The organism is Chryseobacterium sp. NG-CE01, assembly GCF_055695505.1.
Genome location: NZ_CM146369.1, coordinates 3,943,708 through 3,959,502 on the forward strand (window position 1 = coordinate 3,943,708; position 15,795 = coordinate 3,959,502).

13 protein-coding genes are annotated in these 15,795 nt (G+C 36.7%); 8 read left to right on the forward strand and 5 right to left on the reverse strand.

Annotation, left to right across the window (positions count from 1 at the left end):
• Positions 1 to 17 precede the first annotated feature (17 nt).
• Positions 18 to 2,612, forward strand: coding sequence for a TonB-dependent receptor domain-containing protein (locus ACYT6F_RS18015; protein WP_472598998.1), 2,595 nt, complete (start codon positions 18 to 20; stop codon positions 2,610 to 2,612).
• Positions 2,613 to 2,659: 47 nt separating this feature from the next.
• Here ACYT6F_RS18015 and ACYT6F_RS18020 read toward each other — a convergent pair whose 3' ends face one another.
• From ACYT6F_RS18020 to ACYT6F_RS18030, 3 genes are all read right to left on the reverse strand, one after another.
• Positions 2,660 to 3,112 carry an adenylyltransferase/cytidyltransferase family protein gene (locus ACYT6F_RS18020; RefSeq protein ID WP_472598999.1) on the reverse strand — a complete coding sequence of 151 codons (453 nt, stop codon included), beginning with the start codon at positions 3,110 to 3,112 and terminating at the stop codon, positions 2,660 to 2,662.
• 25 nt (positions 3,113 to 3,137) lie between these two features.
• Complete coding sequence (gene galE / locus ACYT6F_RS18025; RefSeq protein WP_472599001.1) at positions 3,138 to 4,160, reverse strand: UDP-glucose 4-epimerase GalE; 1,023 nt, start codon at positions 4,158 to 4,160, stop codon at positions 3,138 to 3,140.
• A 498-nt stretch (positions 4,161 to 4,658) separates the two neighbouring features.
• Positions 4,659 to 5,783, reverse strand: a complete 1,125-nt coding sequence (locus ACYT6F_RS18030; protein ID WP_472599002.1) for a DegT/DnrJ/EryC1/StrS family aminotransferase — start codon at positions 5,781 to 5,783, stop codon at positions 4,659 to 4,661.
• A gap of 86 nt (positions 5,784 to 5,869) precedes the next feature.
• Here ACYT6F_RS18030 and ACYT6F_RS18035 point away from each other — a divergent pair, with 86 nt between their 5' ends.
• Entirely contained in the window at positions 5,870 to 7,480 is a 1,611-nt protein-coding gene (locus ACYT6F_RS18035; RefSeq protein WP_472599003.1) for a S8/S53 family peptidase, read from the forward strand.
• A gap of 42 nt (positions 7,481 to 7,522) precedes the next feature.
• On the opposite strand, the gene ACYT6F_RS18040 is transcribed toward ACYT6F_RS18035, so the two are convergent.
• Entirely contained in the window at positions 7,523 to 8,266 is a 744-nt protein-coding gene (locus ACYT6F_RS18040; protein ID WP_472599004.1) for a hypothetical protein, read from the reverse strand.
• A gap of 3 nt (positions 8,267 to 8,269) precedes the next feature.
• Entirely contained in the window at positions 8,270 to 10,804 is a 2,535-nt protein-coding gene (locus tag ACYT6F_RS18045; RefSeq protein ID WP_472599005.1) for a phosphoenolpyruvate carboxylase, read from the reverse strand.
• A 218-nt stretch (positions 10,805 to 11,022) separates the two neighbouring features.
• Between ACYT6F_RS18045 and ACYT6F_RS18050 the strand changes: the two genes are divergently transcribed.
• From ACYT6F_RS18050 to ACYT6F_RS18075, 6 genes are all read left to right on the forward strand, one after another.
• Positions 11,023 to 11,370, forward strand: a complete 348-nt coding sequence (locus ACYT6F_RS18050) for a toll/interleukin-1 receptor domain-containing protein (RefSeq protein ID WP_472599006.1) — start codon at positions 11,023 to 11,025, stop codon at positions 11,368 to 11,370.
• A gap of 113 nt (positions 11,371 to 11,483) precedes the next feature.
• Positions 11,484 to 11,912, forward strand: coding sequence for a hypothetical protein (locus ACYT6F_RS18055; protein ID WP_472599007.1), 429 nt, complete (start codon positions 11,484 to 11,486; stop codon positions 11,910 to 11,912).
• A gap of 27 nt (positions 11,913 to 11,939) precedes the next feature.
• A complete protein-coding gene (locus ACYT6F_RS18060; RefSeq protein ID WP_472599008.1) occupies positions 11,940 to 12,341 on the forward strand; it encodes a hypothetical protein in 402 nt (133 codons plus the stop codon).
• A gap of 216 nt (positions 12,342 to 12,557) precedes the next feature.
• The gene (locus ACYT6F_RS18065; protein ID WP_472599009.1) at positions 12,558 to 13,136 is read left to right on the forward strand and encodes a hypothetical protein; all 579 of its coding nucleotides are present in this window, start codon (positions 12,558 to 12,560) and stop codon (positions 13,134 to 13,136) included.
• A gap of 788 nt (positions 13,137 to 13,924) precedes the next feature.
• Positions 13,925 to 15,088 carry an iron-containing alcohol dehydrogenase gene (locus tag ACYT6F_RS18070; RefSeq protein ID WP_472599010.1) on the forward strand — a complete coding sequence of 388 codons (1,164 nt, stop codon included), beginning with the start codon at positions 13,925 to 13,927 and terminating at the stop codon, positions 15,086 to 15,088.
• Positions 15,089 to 15,276: 188 nt separating this feature from the next.
• Entirely contained in the window at positions 15,277 to 15,738 is a 462-nt protein-coding gene (locus ACYT6F_RS18075) for a lipocalin-like domain-containing protein (protein ID WP_472599011.1), read from the forward strand.
• The last annotated feature ends 57 nt before the right edge of the window (positions 15,739 to 15,795 follow it).

The following is a 15,795-nucleotide window of genomic DNA, read 5'->3' on the forward strand; positions in this document are numbered from 1 at the left end:
TACACAAAAAATACCTTATGAATCAGACGGAAATCATTAACATTTTTACAAAAAAAACCTTAGGGCTTACTTTTGTACTTTCGGCAGCAGCTTTGGCTTTTGCACAGGAGAAGGTAGGTATTTCGGGATCAGTCGTCAGCAAGAACAGCCAGCCCGTTCCTTATGCTTCTGTTACATTCAGTAATAAAGCAAACAAACAGTTCAGCGATGCAGCTCTTACGGATGAAAAAGGACAATATAAGCTTGACCTTACCCCCGGCGAGTACGATATAACTGTTGAGGCAATCGATTACAAAAAGAGTGTCGTTACAAAACAGATTGCAGCGGCAGGAAATATCGGTGCGCTTTCTATCGACCCGGAAGCCAGTGCAACCAACATTAAAACAGGAGAAATTCAGGGAGTTGTCATTACAGCACCTTCTGCGAAACCGTATAAAGTTGAGCTGGATAAAAGGACCTATGATCCTTCTCAGGATATTGTAAGCAAAGGAGGAAATCTCCAGGATGTTCTGTCCAATGTACCTTCGGTTTCTGTAGATACCGACGGAACAGTTTCAATGAGAGGTAGTTCCAATGTAAGGTTTTTGATTAACGGTAAACCATCTGCCCTACTGGGAATTGATGATGGAGCCAATGCTTTACAGAGTATTCCGGCTGATCAGATTGAGAGAATTGAAGTCATTACCAACCCTTCTTCTAAATTTGAAGCGAGTGGAACCTCTGGTATTTTAAATATTATTTTGAAGAAAAATAAAAAAGTTGGTTTTAACGGCAATGTTACAGGAACCTTAGGCTATCTACCAAGAACTGCACTCAATACCAATCTAAGTTGGAGGAAAAATAACTGGACATGGTTTTTGAACGGAGGTGGAGGCTATTCCGAAAATAAAAGTAAAAATGACACCGAAACTACTTATCAGAACATTGTCTTCCCAGCCGTAAATCCTACTGATCCTTTATTTGTTCAGCCAAGAGATATTGCGACCTATCAACTTCAAAACTCCACCAATAACAGTTATAATGACAATTATAATGTAAGTGCGGGTTTTGTATATGATATTTCAGAAAAGACATCACTTAACCTCTCGGGAGTGGTAAGAACATTCGACGGAAATAATACGGAGCTTCTTAATACGTATGACAGCTTCTACCGTTATTCACAAGCTCAGAACAATTGGAATTCCATCAATTCTTTTTCACAGAGAAATTCCAAGGGATACAATAATAATCTTGCGTTTCAGGGAGATATAGGACTGGATCATAAGTTTGACGATAAAGGCCAGAACATATCTTTATCACTGAGCTTACAGAGAAACAGAAGTAATAATAATTCTAATATTTTGGAGACGATGGATTCTGTTCCGATCCTTGAAGATATTACACGCCGAAATTCTGTAAGTAAAACGTTAGTCGGTAAAGCAGATTATGAACTTCCTATAGGCGAACAGTCTAAGATTGAAGCGGGATATAGAATTGATGTAAACAATAATGATTATGATAATTTTGTAAGCAGCACAGCAAATAATCCTTTTATTCCAAGCTATAATAATACTACAGATTATAGAGAGATTTTCAACGCTGTTTATCTTCAGTTTAAAAGCAAAATTGGTAACCTCGGATATCAAGTCGGATTGAGAGATGAGCTTTCAAATGTTAGAATCAGTTACGATAATCTGGAACCCTCTTTTGTTCCTATCGTTGATAAAAAGAAAAATTACAATAATTTATTCCCGAGTGTGTTTTTAAGTTATGAATTATCAAAGGATAATCAGATTTTAGTAAACTATTCGCGTAGAATAGATAGACCAAGATCTTTCTTCATGGTGCCTTTCCCAAGTTACAGCAACAGCCAGAATATTTTCGAAGGAAATATTGATCTTAATCCGTCCTATGTAGATTCTTATGAGTTAGGTTACAGCGTTTCGAGAAAAAAATTTACTGTTAATCCTACTCTTTACTACAGACATACTACAGACGACACAAAACTTCTTGTATACAGACCTGATGAAAGCACAAGTGTCTTCTATACAAAGCCTATTAATTTGGGAACAGATGAAAGATATGGTTTAGATCTTAATTTCACTTACGATCCTTTTTCCTGGCTGAAGCTAATGGGAAGTCTTGATATGTTCGGATATAAAACCTCCGGTATCGCCTATTATAATGCAAAAGATGTTGTTGGTAACGAAAAGGTAGGTTCAATGGATTTTACAGGAGATGGATTTTCGACGAGAGCCAGACTTAATACAACATTTAAAATCGATAAGACATTAAGTGTTCAGTTACAGGGTTTTTACAGAGGGGCACAGAAAACAGCGAATCAAGATACTCAGGATATGTATGCCTTAAATCTTGGTGCATCAAAAACAATTTTGAAAGGTGACGCTACCATTACATTCAATATTCAGGATATTTTTAATACTAGAAGTAGAGAAATTTACAGTTATAGTACAGATTTCATCCGTCGGAACTACATGCAGTGGCAACCAAGACAGTTTGCTCTTTCGTTTACCTACAGATTCAAACAGGGAGAGAAAGTGGAACAGCCGAAACGTAAAAAAGACATCAACTCCAATGCTGCCGGAGATGATCAGCAGGGCGGACCAATGTAAGCTTTATAAACACATAAAAAAATCCCGAAAAATTTTTCGGGATTTTTTTATTTTGCAGCTTCCGCTTTAGAATTTTTTTCCATTTCAGCTTCATAGATTCTTTTTCTCAAATCACTGGAAGAAAAACGGTGGTCTCTTTTGTTGTAAAAGATCTCAATACCTTTTTCCTCACAGTATCTTTTACCGGTAAAATCCTTATCCATATAGTCGTCCCCGATAATCCTTACATCGATTACAAACGATTTTAAAATATCTTCAAGATCCTGCTCCGTGTAATAAGGTATAATTTCATCCACAGCATTTACCGCTCTTAGCTGAATATATCGCTCCACAATAGTCTGTGTAGGCTTATTTTTATTTGGGCGATCATGAGAAGGGTCAATTTGCAGACCCACGATAAGGTAGTCACAGACTGTTTTTGCCTCTTCAAGCATTTTAATATGCCCGGCATGAAGTAAGTCGAAAGACGAAAATGTAATGCCTATTCTTTGTGTTTTCATAATAAATTTCTTTTTTTAATTAAATTTAAATATTTCTTGCATTAAGATACTTCTGCCATTCCCATACCGTTTTTAATGATTCTTCCAAAGAAGTTTCAGATTTCCATCCCAGTTCTCTTTCCGCTTTATCTACATTCGCATATGCAATTGTAATATCGCCTTCCCTACGCTCACAAATCTGATATGGCACCTCAACATTATTTGCCGCTTCAAAGGCTTTAATAACTTCCAAAACCGACGACCCTTTGCCGGTTCCGAGATTGTAAGTATCAATAACAGCGCCATCCGATGTATTTTGCATTAATTTTTGCAATGCTGCAACATGGGCTTTAGCCAGATCCACTACATAAATATAATCCCGGATCGCTGTTCCGTCAGGCGTTGGATAGTCATTCCCCCAAACACTCAGCTTCTCACGAATTCCGGCCGCTGTCTGCATTACATAAGGTACGAGATTATTTGGGATTCCCATTGGCAGTTCACCAATTTTTGAAGAAGGGTGCGCTCCGATCGGATTAAAATATCTCAGGAGACAAATTTTTCTCTGGTACGCTTTCGCAAAATCAGCTAAAATTTCTTCGCCCATCTGTTTTGTTTTTCCGTAAACGCTTTCAGGCATTTTAAGCGGTGTATTCTCGTCTATCGGCATTGTATCTGCCTGCCCGTAAACAGTACACGAAGAGCTGAAAATAAAGTTGGAAAGCCCTCTTTCTTTAAATTCCTGCAAAATATTGATCAGAGAGAACAAATTGTTTTCATAATAATCAACCGGTTTCATCTGGCTTTCTCCCACGGCTTTTGAGGCAGCAAAATTTATGCATCCCTCAATGGAATGCGCTTCGAAGACCTGGGTTAAAAGCTCTCTTCTTTTTAAATCAAAAGGATAAAAAACCGGTTTTCTTCCGGTAATGTCCTCAATATTTTTTAATATAAATTTTTCCGAATTGGATAAATCATCCACAATAACAACTTCAAAATTGTTATTCAAAAGTTCTACAACGGTGTGTGAACCAATATATCCGAGACCTCCTGTTACGAGTATTGCCATATTGTATTTTTTTTGGGACTTTGTCAAAGTTGAAATCTTTGACAAAGTGTGTTTTTTTAATCATTACGTGTTCCTATTTTATCTACTTCAGATGTATCAAAAGTAAACTTTCTCTTATTATTTAAATAAATAAGTGAAGAAAAAATTATAGTAAATAATATAATTATAGCGATAAGCAAATATCTTGATTCATTTTTTTCATGCTTTAGGTAATGAATATTAAAATCATAAAAATTTAACATTACAGCTAAAAAATATTTATACTAAGATACATTACAGCCTTTATTGGCTTTACAAAAAGTAAAATTAAAGCGACCATATAAACAGTTATATAACCGATATATAGTAATATTTCAACACTTTGATTTTTATATCTTAAATTATACTTTTCAGGAAAAAACAGAGCATACAAGCTTAATGAAGAAATTGTAAAAAGAATTAAACAAATAACAACATTAGCAATATATAATTTCTTACTATTGAAGATATTCCTTTTCATTATTTCATAAACTCAAGCACCGCATCTGCAATATATTTCAGCTGCTCTTCATCCAGTTCCGTATGCATCGGAAGAGAAATAACCTCATCCAGCAGCTTATCAGTGTTTACAAAATCGGCATCATTGCTTTCCTGAAAATAAGCCTTTTGCTTTCTTAGGGCAACAGGATAATAAATCATGGCCGGAATTTCCTTTTCCGTTAAAAATTTCTGAAGATCATTACGTTTACCGTTTAAAATTCTCAACGTATACTGATGGAAAACATGCGTAGAATTCTCTGCTCTTTTCGGAGTTAAGATATGTTCATGTCCCGCAAAAGCCTCATCGTAATAATCGGCCGCTTTGTTTCTGGCTTCATTATAATTGTCAAGGTGCGGAAGTTTCTTTCTCAAAATGGCAGCCTGAACACTGTCTAATCTTGAATTTACACCAACTTCATCGTGATAGTATCTTTCATACATGCCGTGGTTAACGATTCCTCTTAAACGATGCGCCAATTCATCATTGTTGGTAAAAATGGCACCTCCGTCACCGTAGCATCCAAGATTTTTTGAAGGAAAAAAAGAAGTAGTTCCTACCGTAGACATCGTTCCTGCTTTTTTTATACTTCCGTCTGAGAATGTAAATTCTGCACCGATCGCCTGGGCATTATCTTCAATAACATATAAATTATGCTGTTCTGCAATTTTCAGAATTTCTTCCATATTGGCACACTGCCCGAAAAGATGAACCGGGATAATGGCCTTTGTTTTTGGGGTGATCGCTTTTTTGATCGCTTCTGTAGAAATGGTAAAGGTATCATAATCAACATCTACGAGTACCGATTTGAGTTTAAGCAGATGAATAACCTCAACCGTTGCTGCGAAAGTAAAATCTGCCGTAATGATCTCATCACCTTCTTTAAGATCAAGAGACATCAAAGCAATCTGGAGGGCATCCGTACCGTTTGCACAAGGGATCACATGTTTTACGTCTAAATAAGACTCCAATTCATTCTGGAAAGACTTTACCTCGGGGCCGTTGATGAAAGCCGCCGAATCCATTACATTTAAAACCGCATTATCTACTTCATTTTTTATCTTGTAATACTGACTTTGTAAGTCAACCATTTGAATCTTTTTCATAAATAAATATTTCTGTAAAAATAAGGAATTTAAAATCCTTTCAAAAATTTTATTGATTTTGTTTTATCTTTATATAAAATATCTACATGAAAAAAATTCTACTCTTTTGTCTTCTAGCAGGTTATTCGGTGAGTTTTGCACAAACTTCGCTTGTTTTCGTGTATTTTAAAGACAAGCCTAACAAGGCCGCATTCTATGCAAATCCGCTGTCTGAACTTTCCCAGAAGGCCCTTGACCGGCGCGCTGCCCTTGGCATACCGTTGAATGATCAGGATGCACCTGTTGAACCATCCTACGTCACCAATATTCAGAATTTGGGCTTCACGGTAACGGATTATTCAAAATGGCTGAATGGTGTTGCCGTAAATGCTACTCCGGCCCAGATTTCACTTTTACAGGCCCAGACTTATGTAAATTCTGTAGAAAGCTTTGCCCGAAATACATCAGGTGTGCCTAAGATGCAGAACATCAACAAATGGGAAGATCCAAATACCAGTGCAGGAAAGAATCTTACAGTTTTCGATTATGGTTCCGGCGCACAGCAGATTGATCAGATTAACCTCCGTCCGCTCCATCTTGCAGGCTACACAGGAACAGGAGTCACCATTGCTGTGATTGATACCGGCTTTCCCAATGTAAATACAGGCTCGGCGTTCTCACGGCTGTGGAATAACGGACATATCAAAGGTGGTTACGATTTTGTAACAAAGACCACAGACATTTATAATCCTTCCCTCAATATACACGGAACGGTAGTTCTCGGTGCCATCGGCGGCTTTGTTCAGGATACTTTCGTAGGCTCTGCTCCCGATGCAGACTTTTATCTGTACCGAAGCGAAAATGCCAATATTGAAATTCCCGAAGAAGAAATTTATTGGATCGAAGCTGCTGAAGAGGCAGACCGGAAAGGTGTTGATATGATCACAACCTCGTTGGGCTATTACATTTTTGATGATCCGAAATACAACTATTCTTATGCTGACATGAACGGAACCACTTCTTTTATAGCACGCGGAGCGGAAATTGCCGTCAACAAAGGAATTTTTGTATTATTTGCCGCCGGAAATTCGGGCGCTCAGCCATGGCATTATATTCTTACACCGGCAGATAACGCTAAAGTCTTTACCATCGGTTCTGTGGATGCGGCAGGAGTTTCTTCCGATTTTTCTTCTTACGGGCCGAATTCTGTAGGAGTCATTAAGCCTGATGCCAGTGCGAGAGGAACAGGAGCAATTACGGTGAGTAATAACAATTCCACGCTTCCGGTGAGCGGGACCTCTATCGCAACTCCTATTGCCGCAGGAGGTGTCGCCTGTCTTATCCAGGCATTTTCTACAATGAACAGAGATCTCATGAGAGATAAGTTAAGACAGACCGCTTCTCTTTATCCTAATCATACCGATCAGATGGGCTTTGGAATTCTTAACTTCGGAAGCCTGTACAACAATGTTTTAAACACTTCTGAATTGGTAAAGAAAAACAATATTGTCATTTTCCCGAATCCGGTAAAAAATATTCTCAATATCGCTTCCGAAAAAGAAATTCTTTCAGTTGAAGTATATGATAATCTGGGACGATTAATCACGACAGTTAATAATCAAAAATCCGTAAAAGTTGAAGATTTCAGCAAAGGTGTTTACTATCTGAAAATCAAAACAAAAGATGCGATTTATTACGAAAAGTTCATAAAAGAATAAACAAAAACCTCTCGAAATGAGAGGTTTTCTTATTGGTTTACATCAGAAGGTAAGTTCATCAAAATCTTTAATCTCAGATAAAAAAACAGGTTTTTGAATATCAATTTTAGACCATGTCTCTTTGAAAACCTCTTCACGGTCTTCCTCGTCTTTATTGATATTATCTTTGAACTGTTTTTTACCCGTTAAGAAATTAATGCTTGTTTCGTTTTGCACAATCGGCCCTCCGGAGCTTGCATCATAACCAATCAACTGGAAATCATTGCTTCTGAACTTAAAAGTATAGGTCCAATATCCATATCTCCCGTGCCTATAATTAACATAGAGATTATTTTTGTCTATGGAGACCTCCATTTCCGGAGCATAATACACGCCGCCATCTTCATTTTCAGATGAAAAGCAGTTGTTGTTTTCTAAAATCTTTTTGTAGCTGTTATCTTCTGTTCTAAATAAAATAATAATTCCCCTACGGTTTCGATCCAGTTTTCCAAGATACTCATCGGTGATTATTTTATCTTTCTCTGTTCCTTTTATGATCAGTACATGATCTTTGCGTCCGTCGCTGTTCAGATCACCTTCCACCTCATTAAAAAGCACAAATCCTTTTGGTATAAAATCAGAAGGCTTTTTCTTTTCAGCAGTTTTTATATGATCCTCCAAAGCTTTTTCTACTGATAATGCTTCATTTTTAGCAGCTGGCGGCAACTGGCTTTCTTTGGATTTATTACAGCTCTCCGACAAAAATAAGACAGTAAGAATTGATACTGAAAAGAATATATTCTTCATAATTTACGCTGAATTTCTGCTCGCATTGATATTTCCAAACAAAGAGCGGGTCACAAGCTTTTCGTATGCCTCTTTATTGCCTTCCCCTTTCTGAATTTTGATCAGCGCATATTGCTGAATGCTCAACAGCGGAAGAACAATTCTTTCGCGAATCTTTACGGATTTTCTGGAAAGCGGATCTTCCTGTTGGAGCATGGTGAAGCCGGTAAGCTCAAGCATGATATTTTTAGAAAGGTTATATTCGTCGAACAAAACATTCCAGAAAGCACCGAACTTCGGATTATTTTTAATGTAATAGGTCAGCGGAAAATAGGTCTTATTCATACTCATCATCGAGTTTAAAACCAATGTTTTAAAGAAATCGGAACCTTTATACAGCGCAATGACTTCATCAAACCTTCCCTGCTCTTTCATCTGCTGCATGGCAAATCCGAACCCGAAAAAACCGGGAACGTTCTGCTTGAGTTGCGACCATGATCCAACGAAAGGAATGGCTCTTAAATCTTCAAATTTAAGTTCATTTCCTGCACCTCTTTTCGACGGACGGCTACCGATATTGGTTTTCCCGTAATATTCCAATGTACTCATTTCCTGAAGATAAGGAACAAACATAGGATGTGCTTTCAGATCCGAATATTTTTTATAGCTGATTTCTGCCAGTTCGGCAATCAGCGATCTTTCTTTTTGCGTAAGGTCTTTTTTGGAATTTTTAAACACATCATTTTCCACGCCGGCGGTTAACAGCTGCTCAAAATTATATTTTGCCTGCTCCTTATTCCCGAAAATACTCGTAATCGTCTGTCCCTGAATGGTTAATTCAATTTTATTATTGGCAATGGTTTTTCCTTGGGAAGCATAGAAATCGTGGGTTTTTCCGCCGCCTCTTGCAGGTGGGCCGCCTCTTCCGTCAAAGAAGACCACTCTAATTCCGTTCTGCTCGGAAAGTTTCGTTAAAACTTCCTTGGCCTTGTAAATTTCCCAATTGGCTTTCAGATAGCCCCCGTCTTTCGTACCATCAGAAAAACCAAGCATGATCGTCTGCTGATTTCCTCTTCTTTGCAGATGCTTTTGATATATAGGATTAGTATACAGCTCGGCCATCACGTTTTCTGCATTGGCAAGCCCTTCCATCGTTTCAAAAAGCGGAACAATATCCATGTTGATTTCTTCATCACGGTAACCGCAAATTTTGAAAAAAGCATATACATTCATGACGTCTTTAACGGCGTCAGAGTTTGAAATGATGTAACGGTTCATTCCTCTCGATCCGTTGAGTTCCTGGATATCGGAAATCTGGGCAACCGTAAGCAGGGTATCTTTAACAATATCTTCAAAATCTTCAGGATTTACTTTTTCCGAAACCTGAATTAATGTATTGAATTTTTCTTCCTGACTCGCCTCGCTGTTTCCATGTATTTTAGCAAAAACTTCGTCAATCACTTTCTGATGAATCCTGCTGTCCTGGCGAACGTCCAATGTTGCAAAATGAGTCCCGAAAATTCTCACCCGATCCCTGAAATCGGTCAGCAGGTCAATAAATAACGAATTATGCTGTTCTTTAACGATTTTTTCCGCTTCATCAATCCTTGCAATGATATCTTCCGCTGTTATTTTTTCATTTCTAAATATAGCTGAATACAATTCATTGCTTAGTTTGGTTAACACTTCCGAAACGCCTCTGAAGCTTAATCTTCTTCGTACCGACTTTAAATTATTATAATATGCTTTCAGAATGGCTGAATGAAGTTCTTCGGCCACTCTTTTGGTCACCTCTGCTGTTACAAACGGATTTCCGTCACGGTCACCGCCGGGCCAGAAGCCAAGCTGGATAAGATCTTCATGAAGGTGGAAATGTTCACTCCCGAAGATTTCTTTTATTTTCGTGAAAAGCTCTCCAATCGTATCATAATATACATATCTCAGATAAAAAATGATGCTCATGGCTTCATCAATCGGAGTAGGCTTTTCTTTGTTGACGAAAGGTGTTTTCCCCAACTGCTGCAGAAGCATATCGATATTGGTAATGGAATCTGTTGTGATCGCATTTCTGAGGTCGTGAAGGATTCTCTGCACCGAGTTCGGGTAAAACTGGGTGGGATGCGCGGTAAAAACAATTTTTATGGCAAAATCTTTCAGCTTTTCACGGACCAATTCAAGCTTATGATCCTGAAGTGAATGCTCGTAAAGGTTGGTTACCGTTCCTTTGTCGCTTTCGGAATGAAGGTTTGGAAAGGCAGCATCTTCGATACTGTCGAACAAAACAACCTGCCTTTCAATATATTGTATGATTTTAAAAAGCAGCTCGAGTTTCTGCTCTTCGGTCTGCAAATCGGTATGGCTTTTAAAGAATTCTTCAACGATTTCTTCGGGTGTTTTCCCGGCTTCGTAGCCGGTTTTGCTTTCTTCGCAAAGAAACGGAAGCAGCATCCCGATGTTCGTCATTTTATCATAAGGCAGGCTCATAAACAATGAATTGTAGATCTGGAACTTATTTTCCACGATCTGCCTGAATTTTTCTGCGCGTTGGTCGTGTATCATATAACAAATGTAGGAGATTTTAAAGAAAAATTAGTTTAAATCATTTTAATAATTTCTTTTATAAAATAATAAATTATCGTATTTTCGAATTAATCATTAACTAATAAATCAAATGAACAAAGAATATGATTTTTTTATAAGTCATGCGTCAGAAGATAAAGAAAAATTTGTTAGACCTCTATCTGAAGAACTATTGAAATTAGGATTTAAAGTTTGGTATGATGACAAAGTTTGGAGATTCACTATTTGAGGAAATTTCTAATGGAATCAGAAAATCAAATTATGGTCTAGTAATTATTAGTGAAAATTTCTTGAAGAAAGAGTGGACTAAGAAAGAATTAAATGGATTAATTTCAAAAGAAATTTTCACAAAGGAAAAAACTATTTTACCCGTTTGGCTAAATATTTCTCACGATTCTATATATGAATTTTCACCATTATTAGCAGACAAAGTGTCTATTAAAGTCATAAATTACGAAATAGACATCGTTATTAAGAAAATCTTAGAATTAAATAATACTAATATTGTCGAATATGATGAAGTAAAAAAAAAGTTCAATTTTTAACAAATTGTAATGAATTTGAACGTAAAAAATACATAATTGATACCGAAACTAGAATTAAAAATTTAGTTCATTTTGAAGAAGCATTCTTCGATTGGTATTGTTTCGATGAAGATTTGGAAGATGAATCTTTAGTAGAAAAGAAAAAAAGGGAGTTATTACATCAATATAATTTACCAATTAATATTGGTTACAATCCAGAGTTCAAACCATGTAGTGATATGAATCTAATGATTCGATTAACAAAAAAATGGATTTCAAAAAAAGCTTCAATTAAAGAAATTTATGAAATGATTTTTTTAATTGATTGGTATCATGAACTTGATTTACCATATATTTTATGGGGATTTCCAAGTGATTCTCTAAGTGATTTTGAAACATATGATTTTTGCTTTTGGGGCCCATATCTTATAAATGAAAAGAAGAAGGTATCTCATGAAAAAATTAAGAATGAGAGTGTAAAAGTATGGAGCGAATACTTTAAAAATGGTCTTAATCCTATCTTATTAAAAGCACTAAATATAGATCTTCATAGTTACCATTAGAGCTATTTTACATTAATTATAAATCCAATGAAAAAACTCATCCTATTCCTCCTCCTTCTCCTTTTCACCGCCTGCGGTGAAGACTGCTATAATCCGCCACAGCCCATTGTTTTTGAATTTGTGAATGCTGCCGGTGAAAACCTTATTGCCAACGGGACATTGACGACCTATACCATACAGGATGAAAATAATGTAGGCATCCAGCTTACCAAAACTTCAGAGAACAGGGTATTGCTGAAAAATGTAGGAGCCTACAACGGTACAAAGAATTATAAGTTTTATTCTAATGTAAAGCTTTTTGATTTCTCAATAGAATCAGCGGAATTCAACAGCGGCTGCGAAGGCTATCAGATCAAGAAACTGACTTTTACCGGCGTGGGATTTGATGTGAAAGATGAAAACGGATATTACAAAATTATATTCCAGTAAATTTCCTTTTGGTTGTTTAAACTTTCTACTAACCGCAAAAGATTTAGATACTTTTAATTAAAGTAGAATAAAGAACACAACAGTTTTTAAAATCTTTGATTTTTATTCTTTTGAAAACTGTGTTTCTCCAGTAACAACTTTAAATAGCCTTTTGTCTCTTTGTGGTTAAATTTAAAACAGTTTAAACAGCTTTTTTGCTAAATTAAAAAAAACAGAATGAAAATATTATTTCCGGTTGTATTGCTGTGTTCAGGTTTGGTTTTCAGCCAGAAAACCATTCCGGCAGGTTACCAAAAAATCCCTGAAATCCTTGACAACCCGGAACTCCTCTACCCTTTTATCGTTCCTGACAAAAAATATGATTACTGGTCGGTTCTCAAAAACAATCCCGATCCTGATAAAGCGGTCATCTATGAAAGTCAGACCCCGGACTTCATGACGCTGAATGATCCCGCTCCCGTAAAAGGTTTTTTTCAGAAATGTTTGGGAGAAAACTGCTTTTCTTATGTGTTGGCGTGTGATAAAGGCCGCACGCAGTATTTTTCGGATGAACAGCAGCTGAGAAATTTTATTGGCTCTGTAGATAATTTGCCGGAAGCCATTTTAATAGCCAATACTTACGGATATATTGCGGATACAGACAACCGATTGAGCAGCTCTTACAAGATAGACGAAAAGCATGTTTCACTTTACCTCACAAAGTTAACAGTCAATTCAACGGCAAGAGAATCTTTTTTAATAAAAATCAACAGAAAAACCGGAAAACTGGAGGTAAAAAGCAATGGAACTTATTAATATGAATACATCATTCTTATTTCTATTACTATTCACAGCTTATTTTATACACAGAATTACTTTTTACGATTAAAATAGGTCCGTATTCTACTATACAGCGTATTGTTTAACTGATCACCTTTTCAACGAAGCTATAAAGCATTGAAAAATAACAAATTGTACTTGATTGCCTCTTCGGACTGGTTGATCGGCTCTTCGGAGTGGTTGATTGTATCGTCGGAATGGTTGATTGCCCATTCTAAACACTTGATTGCTTCATCTAAATGATTGATTTTCTATTCTAAACACTTGATTGATTTATCTAACTGATTGATCCTCTATTCGAAGTGCTTAACGATCTCATCGGAGTAGTTGATGGTCTCATCGGAATGCCTGAATTTCAATTTACATACAAAATACTTTAATCCGTCAGTTCAGGCAGGTTTTTCGCAATACAATGAAGAAAAGCATATCGATAATTTTTTATAATTAAGACATCTGTTCTCGATACAAAACTCGTTCAGAATTTCTACTTGAACTGACGAGATCAAAAGTATAAATCCCTTTTTAATAATGTCTTTGGATGACCGTCAGTTCGAGTGATTTTCCGTAATAAAATGGAGGAAATTGTATCGAGAACTTTATTAGAAAATATCCGTTTTCAATACAATTTTTTCTCGAACTTACAAAACGTTATTTATAATAAATCGATAGTTTTAATAAAATTAAATCATTAAAATTTTAAAATTTCATTAACTCTGTTTTCATCAAGCATTGCGTACATTTGAATCAAAATAAATTCAAGGACTATGCTTAATTTCGAGTTTAAAAATCCAACCAAAATACTTTTCGGAAAAGGGGAAATTGCAAAAATCTCCAAAGAAATTCCTTCTGACGCAAGAATCTTAATGATTTATGGTGGCGGAAGCATTAAAAATAATGGCGTTTACGATCAGGTAAAAGAAGCTTTGAAAGATCATGCTATTTATGAATTCGGTGGCGTTCCTGCCAATCCTGAATATGAAGTTCTGATCAATGCGTTACAATTCATTAAAGAAAAAGACATCGATTTTCTTCTGGCCGTTGGCGGAGGTTCGGTGATCGACGGAACAAAATTTCTATCTGCCGCCGCCAATTACGACGGTGAGCCGTGGGAAATTCTTACCAAATCCGTACGTACTTTTGAAGGTGAAGGATTGCCTTTCGGAACGGTTCTGACATTACCTGCAACAGGATCTGAAATGAATTCCGGCTATGTAATTTCAAGAAGAGAAACCAATGAAAAATTGTCTTCCGGAGGTCCCGGTCTTTTCCCGCAGTTCTCGGTATTGGATCCGGAAGTGGTGAAATCGATACCTTCAAGACAAATTGTAAATGGCCTAACAGATGCCTATACTCACGTTTTGGAACAGTATATGACCGCTCCTTCGTCAGCAGATTTGCAGGAAAGGATTGCAGAAAGCATTCTTATCAGCTTACAGGAAACTGCCCCGAAAGTTCTGGCTGATGATTTCGACTACGAAGCAGCCGGAAATTTTATGTGGTGCTGTACGATGGCTTTAAACGGACTTATTCAGAAAGGTGTGATTACCGACTGGGCTGTTCATGCGATGGGACATGAACTGACGGCGTATTTCGGGATTGATCATGCGAGAACCTTAGCGATTATTGCTCCTTCTCATTACCGCTATAATTTTGAATCTAAAAAAGGAAAACTTGCCCAATATGCGGAAAGAGTGTGGGGAATAAAGGACGGAACTGTTGAAGAAAAGGCAGAAGCGGGAATCAGAAAGCTGGAAGACTTTTTCCACAGCCTGCACATCCAGACTAAACTTTCAGAATATACAGAAGATTTCCAGGGAACTGCAGAAAGAGTTGAAAAAGCATTTACAGAAAGAAACTGGACCGGTTTAGGTGAATACAGAAAGCTTACGCCTCAGGATGCCAGGAAGATTGTAGAAATGAGCTATTAAAGAAACAGGAACCTGAAGATGGATGATGGAAGTTTCCTAAATCAGGAAATTGATAATCAACCTACGAGAACCATCTTCAAACTTCCGTCAGAATTATTTTGTTTACAAACATTCGTTTAAAAAACCTTGATTTCATTAGAAATATTTCAAATTTATTTATATTTTAGCATATTCTTAAATTTGTAAAAATGAAAAAACAATTACTTTTATTTGCCTTTTCAGCATTCGTGCTTAGTTCATGTGAAGATGATGATATCCAAGCGTATGAAATGGATATGATGAAAGGTGAATGGAAAATCAGTAAAACAGAAGTAATTTCAGGAAAAGACGATAAAACAGTTCTTGGCACTACCGTTCCGACAGGATGCGAAACCAAAAATACGATGGAATACAGAACGGATTTTTATACCGCTTTTTCAGCGTATACCACCGCTGGAACTGATTGTCAGCTCGCTTACAAATCGGAAGGAACGTATGATTATGATACAGAGACCAAGAATCTCACCATAAAATATACGAACGACAGCCCAAGACCATATCAGGTAGTTGTTCTTACAAGTTCGGAAATGAGGCTTAAACAGATGTTCGGGAACATTGACCAGAATGGAGATCAGGTGATCGATTACACCTATATTTCTTTAAAAAGATAAAATGAAACTCCCGAGATTCCGGGAGTTTTTTTATGAAACGGAATTTTTAAAATGATT

What these genes read in the sequence shown, in the direction of transcription:
- ACYT6F_RS18015 (WP_472598998.1), top strand. Translation starts at nt 18, where the DNA reads ATGAATCAGACGGAAATCATTAACATTTTTACAAAAAAAACCTTAGGG.
- ACYT6F_RS18020 (WP_472598999.1), bottom strand. Translation starts at nt 3,112, where the DNA reads ATGAAAACACAAAGAATAGGCATTACATTTTCGTCTTTCGACTTACTT.
- galE (WP_472599001.1), bottom strand. Translation starts at nt 4,160, where the DNA reads ATGGCAATACTCGTAACAGGAGGTCTCGGATATATTGGTTCACACACC.
- ACYT6F_RS18030 (WP_472599002.1), bottom strand. Translation starts at nt 5,783, where the DNA reads ATGAAAAAGATTCAAATGGTTGACTTACAAAGTCAGTATTACAAGATA.
- ACYT6F_RS18035 (WP_472599003.1), top strand. Translation starts at nt 5,870, where the DNA reads ATGAAAAAAATTCTACTCTTTTGTCTTCTAGCAGGTTATTCGGTGAGT.
- ACYT6F_RS18040 (WP_472599004.1), bottom strand. Translation starts at nt 8,266, where the DNA reads ATGAAGAATATATTCTTTTCAGTATCAATTCTTACTGTCTTATTTTTG.
- ACYT6F_RS18045 (WP_472599005.1), bottom strand. Translation starts at nt 10,804, where the DNA reads ATGATACACGACCAACGCGCAGAAAAATTCAGGCAGATCGTGGAAAAT.
- ACYT6F_RS18050 (WP_472599006.1), top strand. Translation starts at nt 11,023, where the DNA reads ATGATGACAAAGTTTGGAGATTCACTATTTGAGGAAATTTCTAATGGA.
- ACYT6F_RS18060 (WP_472599008.1), top strand. Translation starts at nt 11,940, where the DNA reads ATGAAAAAACTCATCCTATTCCTCCTCCTTCTCCTTTTCACCGCCTGC.
- ACYT6F_RS18065 (WP_472599009.1), top strand. Translation starts at nt 12,558, where the DNA reads ATGAAAATATTATTTCCGGTTGTATTGCTGTGTTCAGGTTTGGTTTTC.
- ACYT6F_RS18070 (WP_472599010.1), top strand. Translation starts at nt 13,925, where the DNA reads ATGCTTAATTTCGAGTTTAAAAATCCAACCAAAATACTTTTCGGAAAA.
- ACYT6F_RS18075 (WP_472599011.1), top strand. Translation starts at nt 15,277, where the DNA reads ATGAAAAAACAATTACTTTTATTTGCCTTTTCAGCATTCGTGCTTAGT.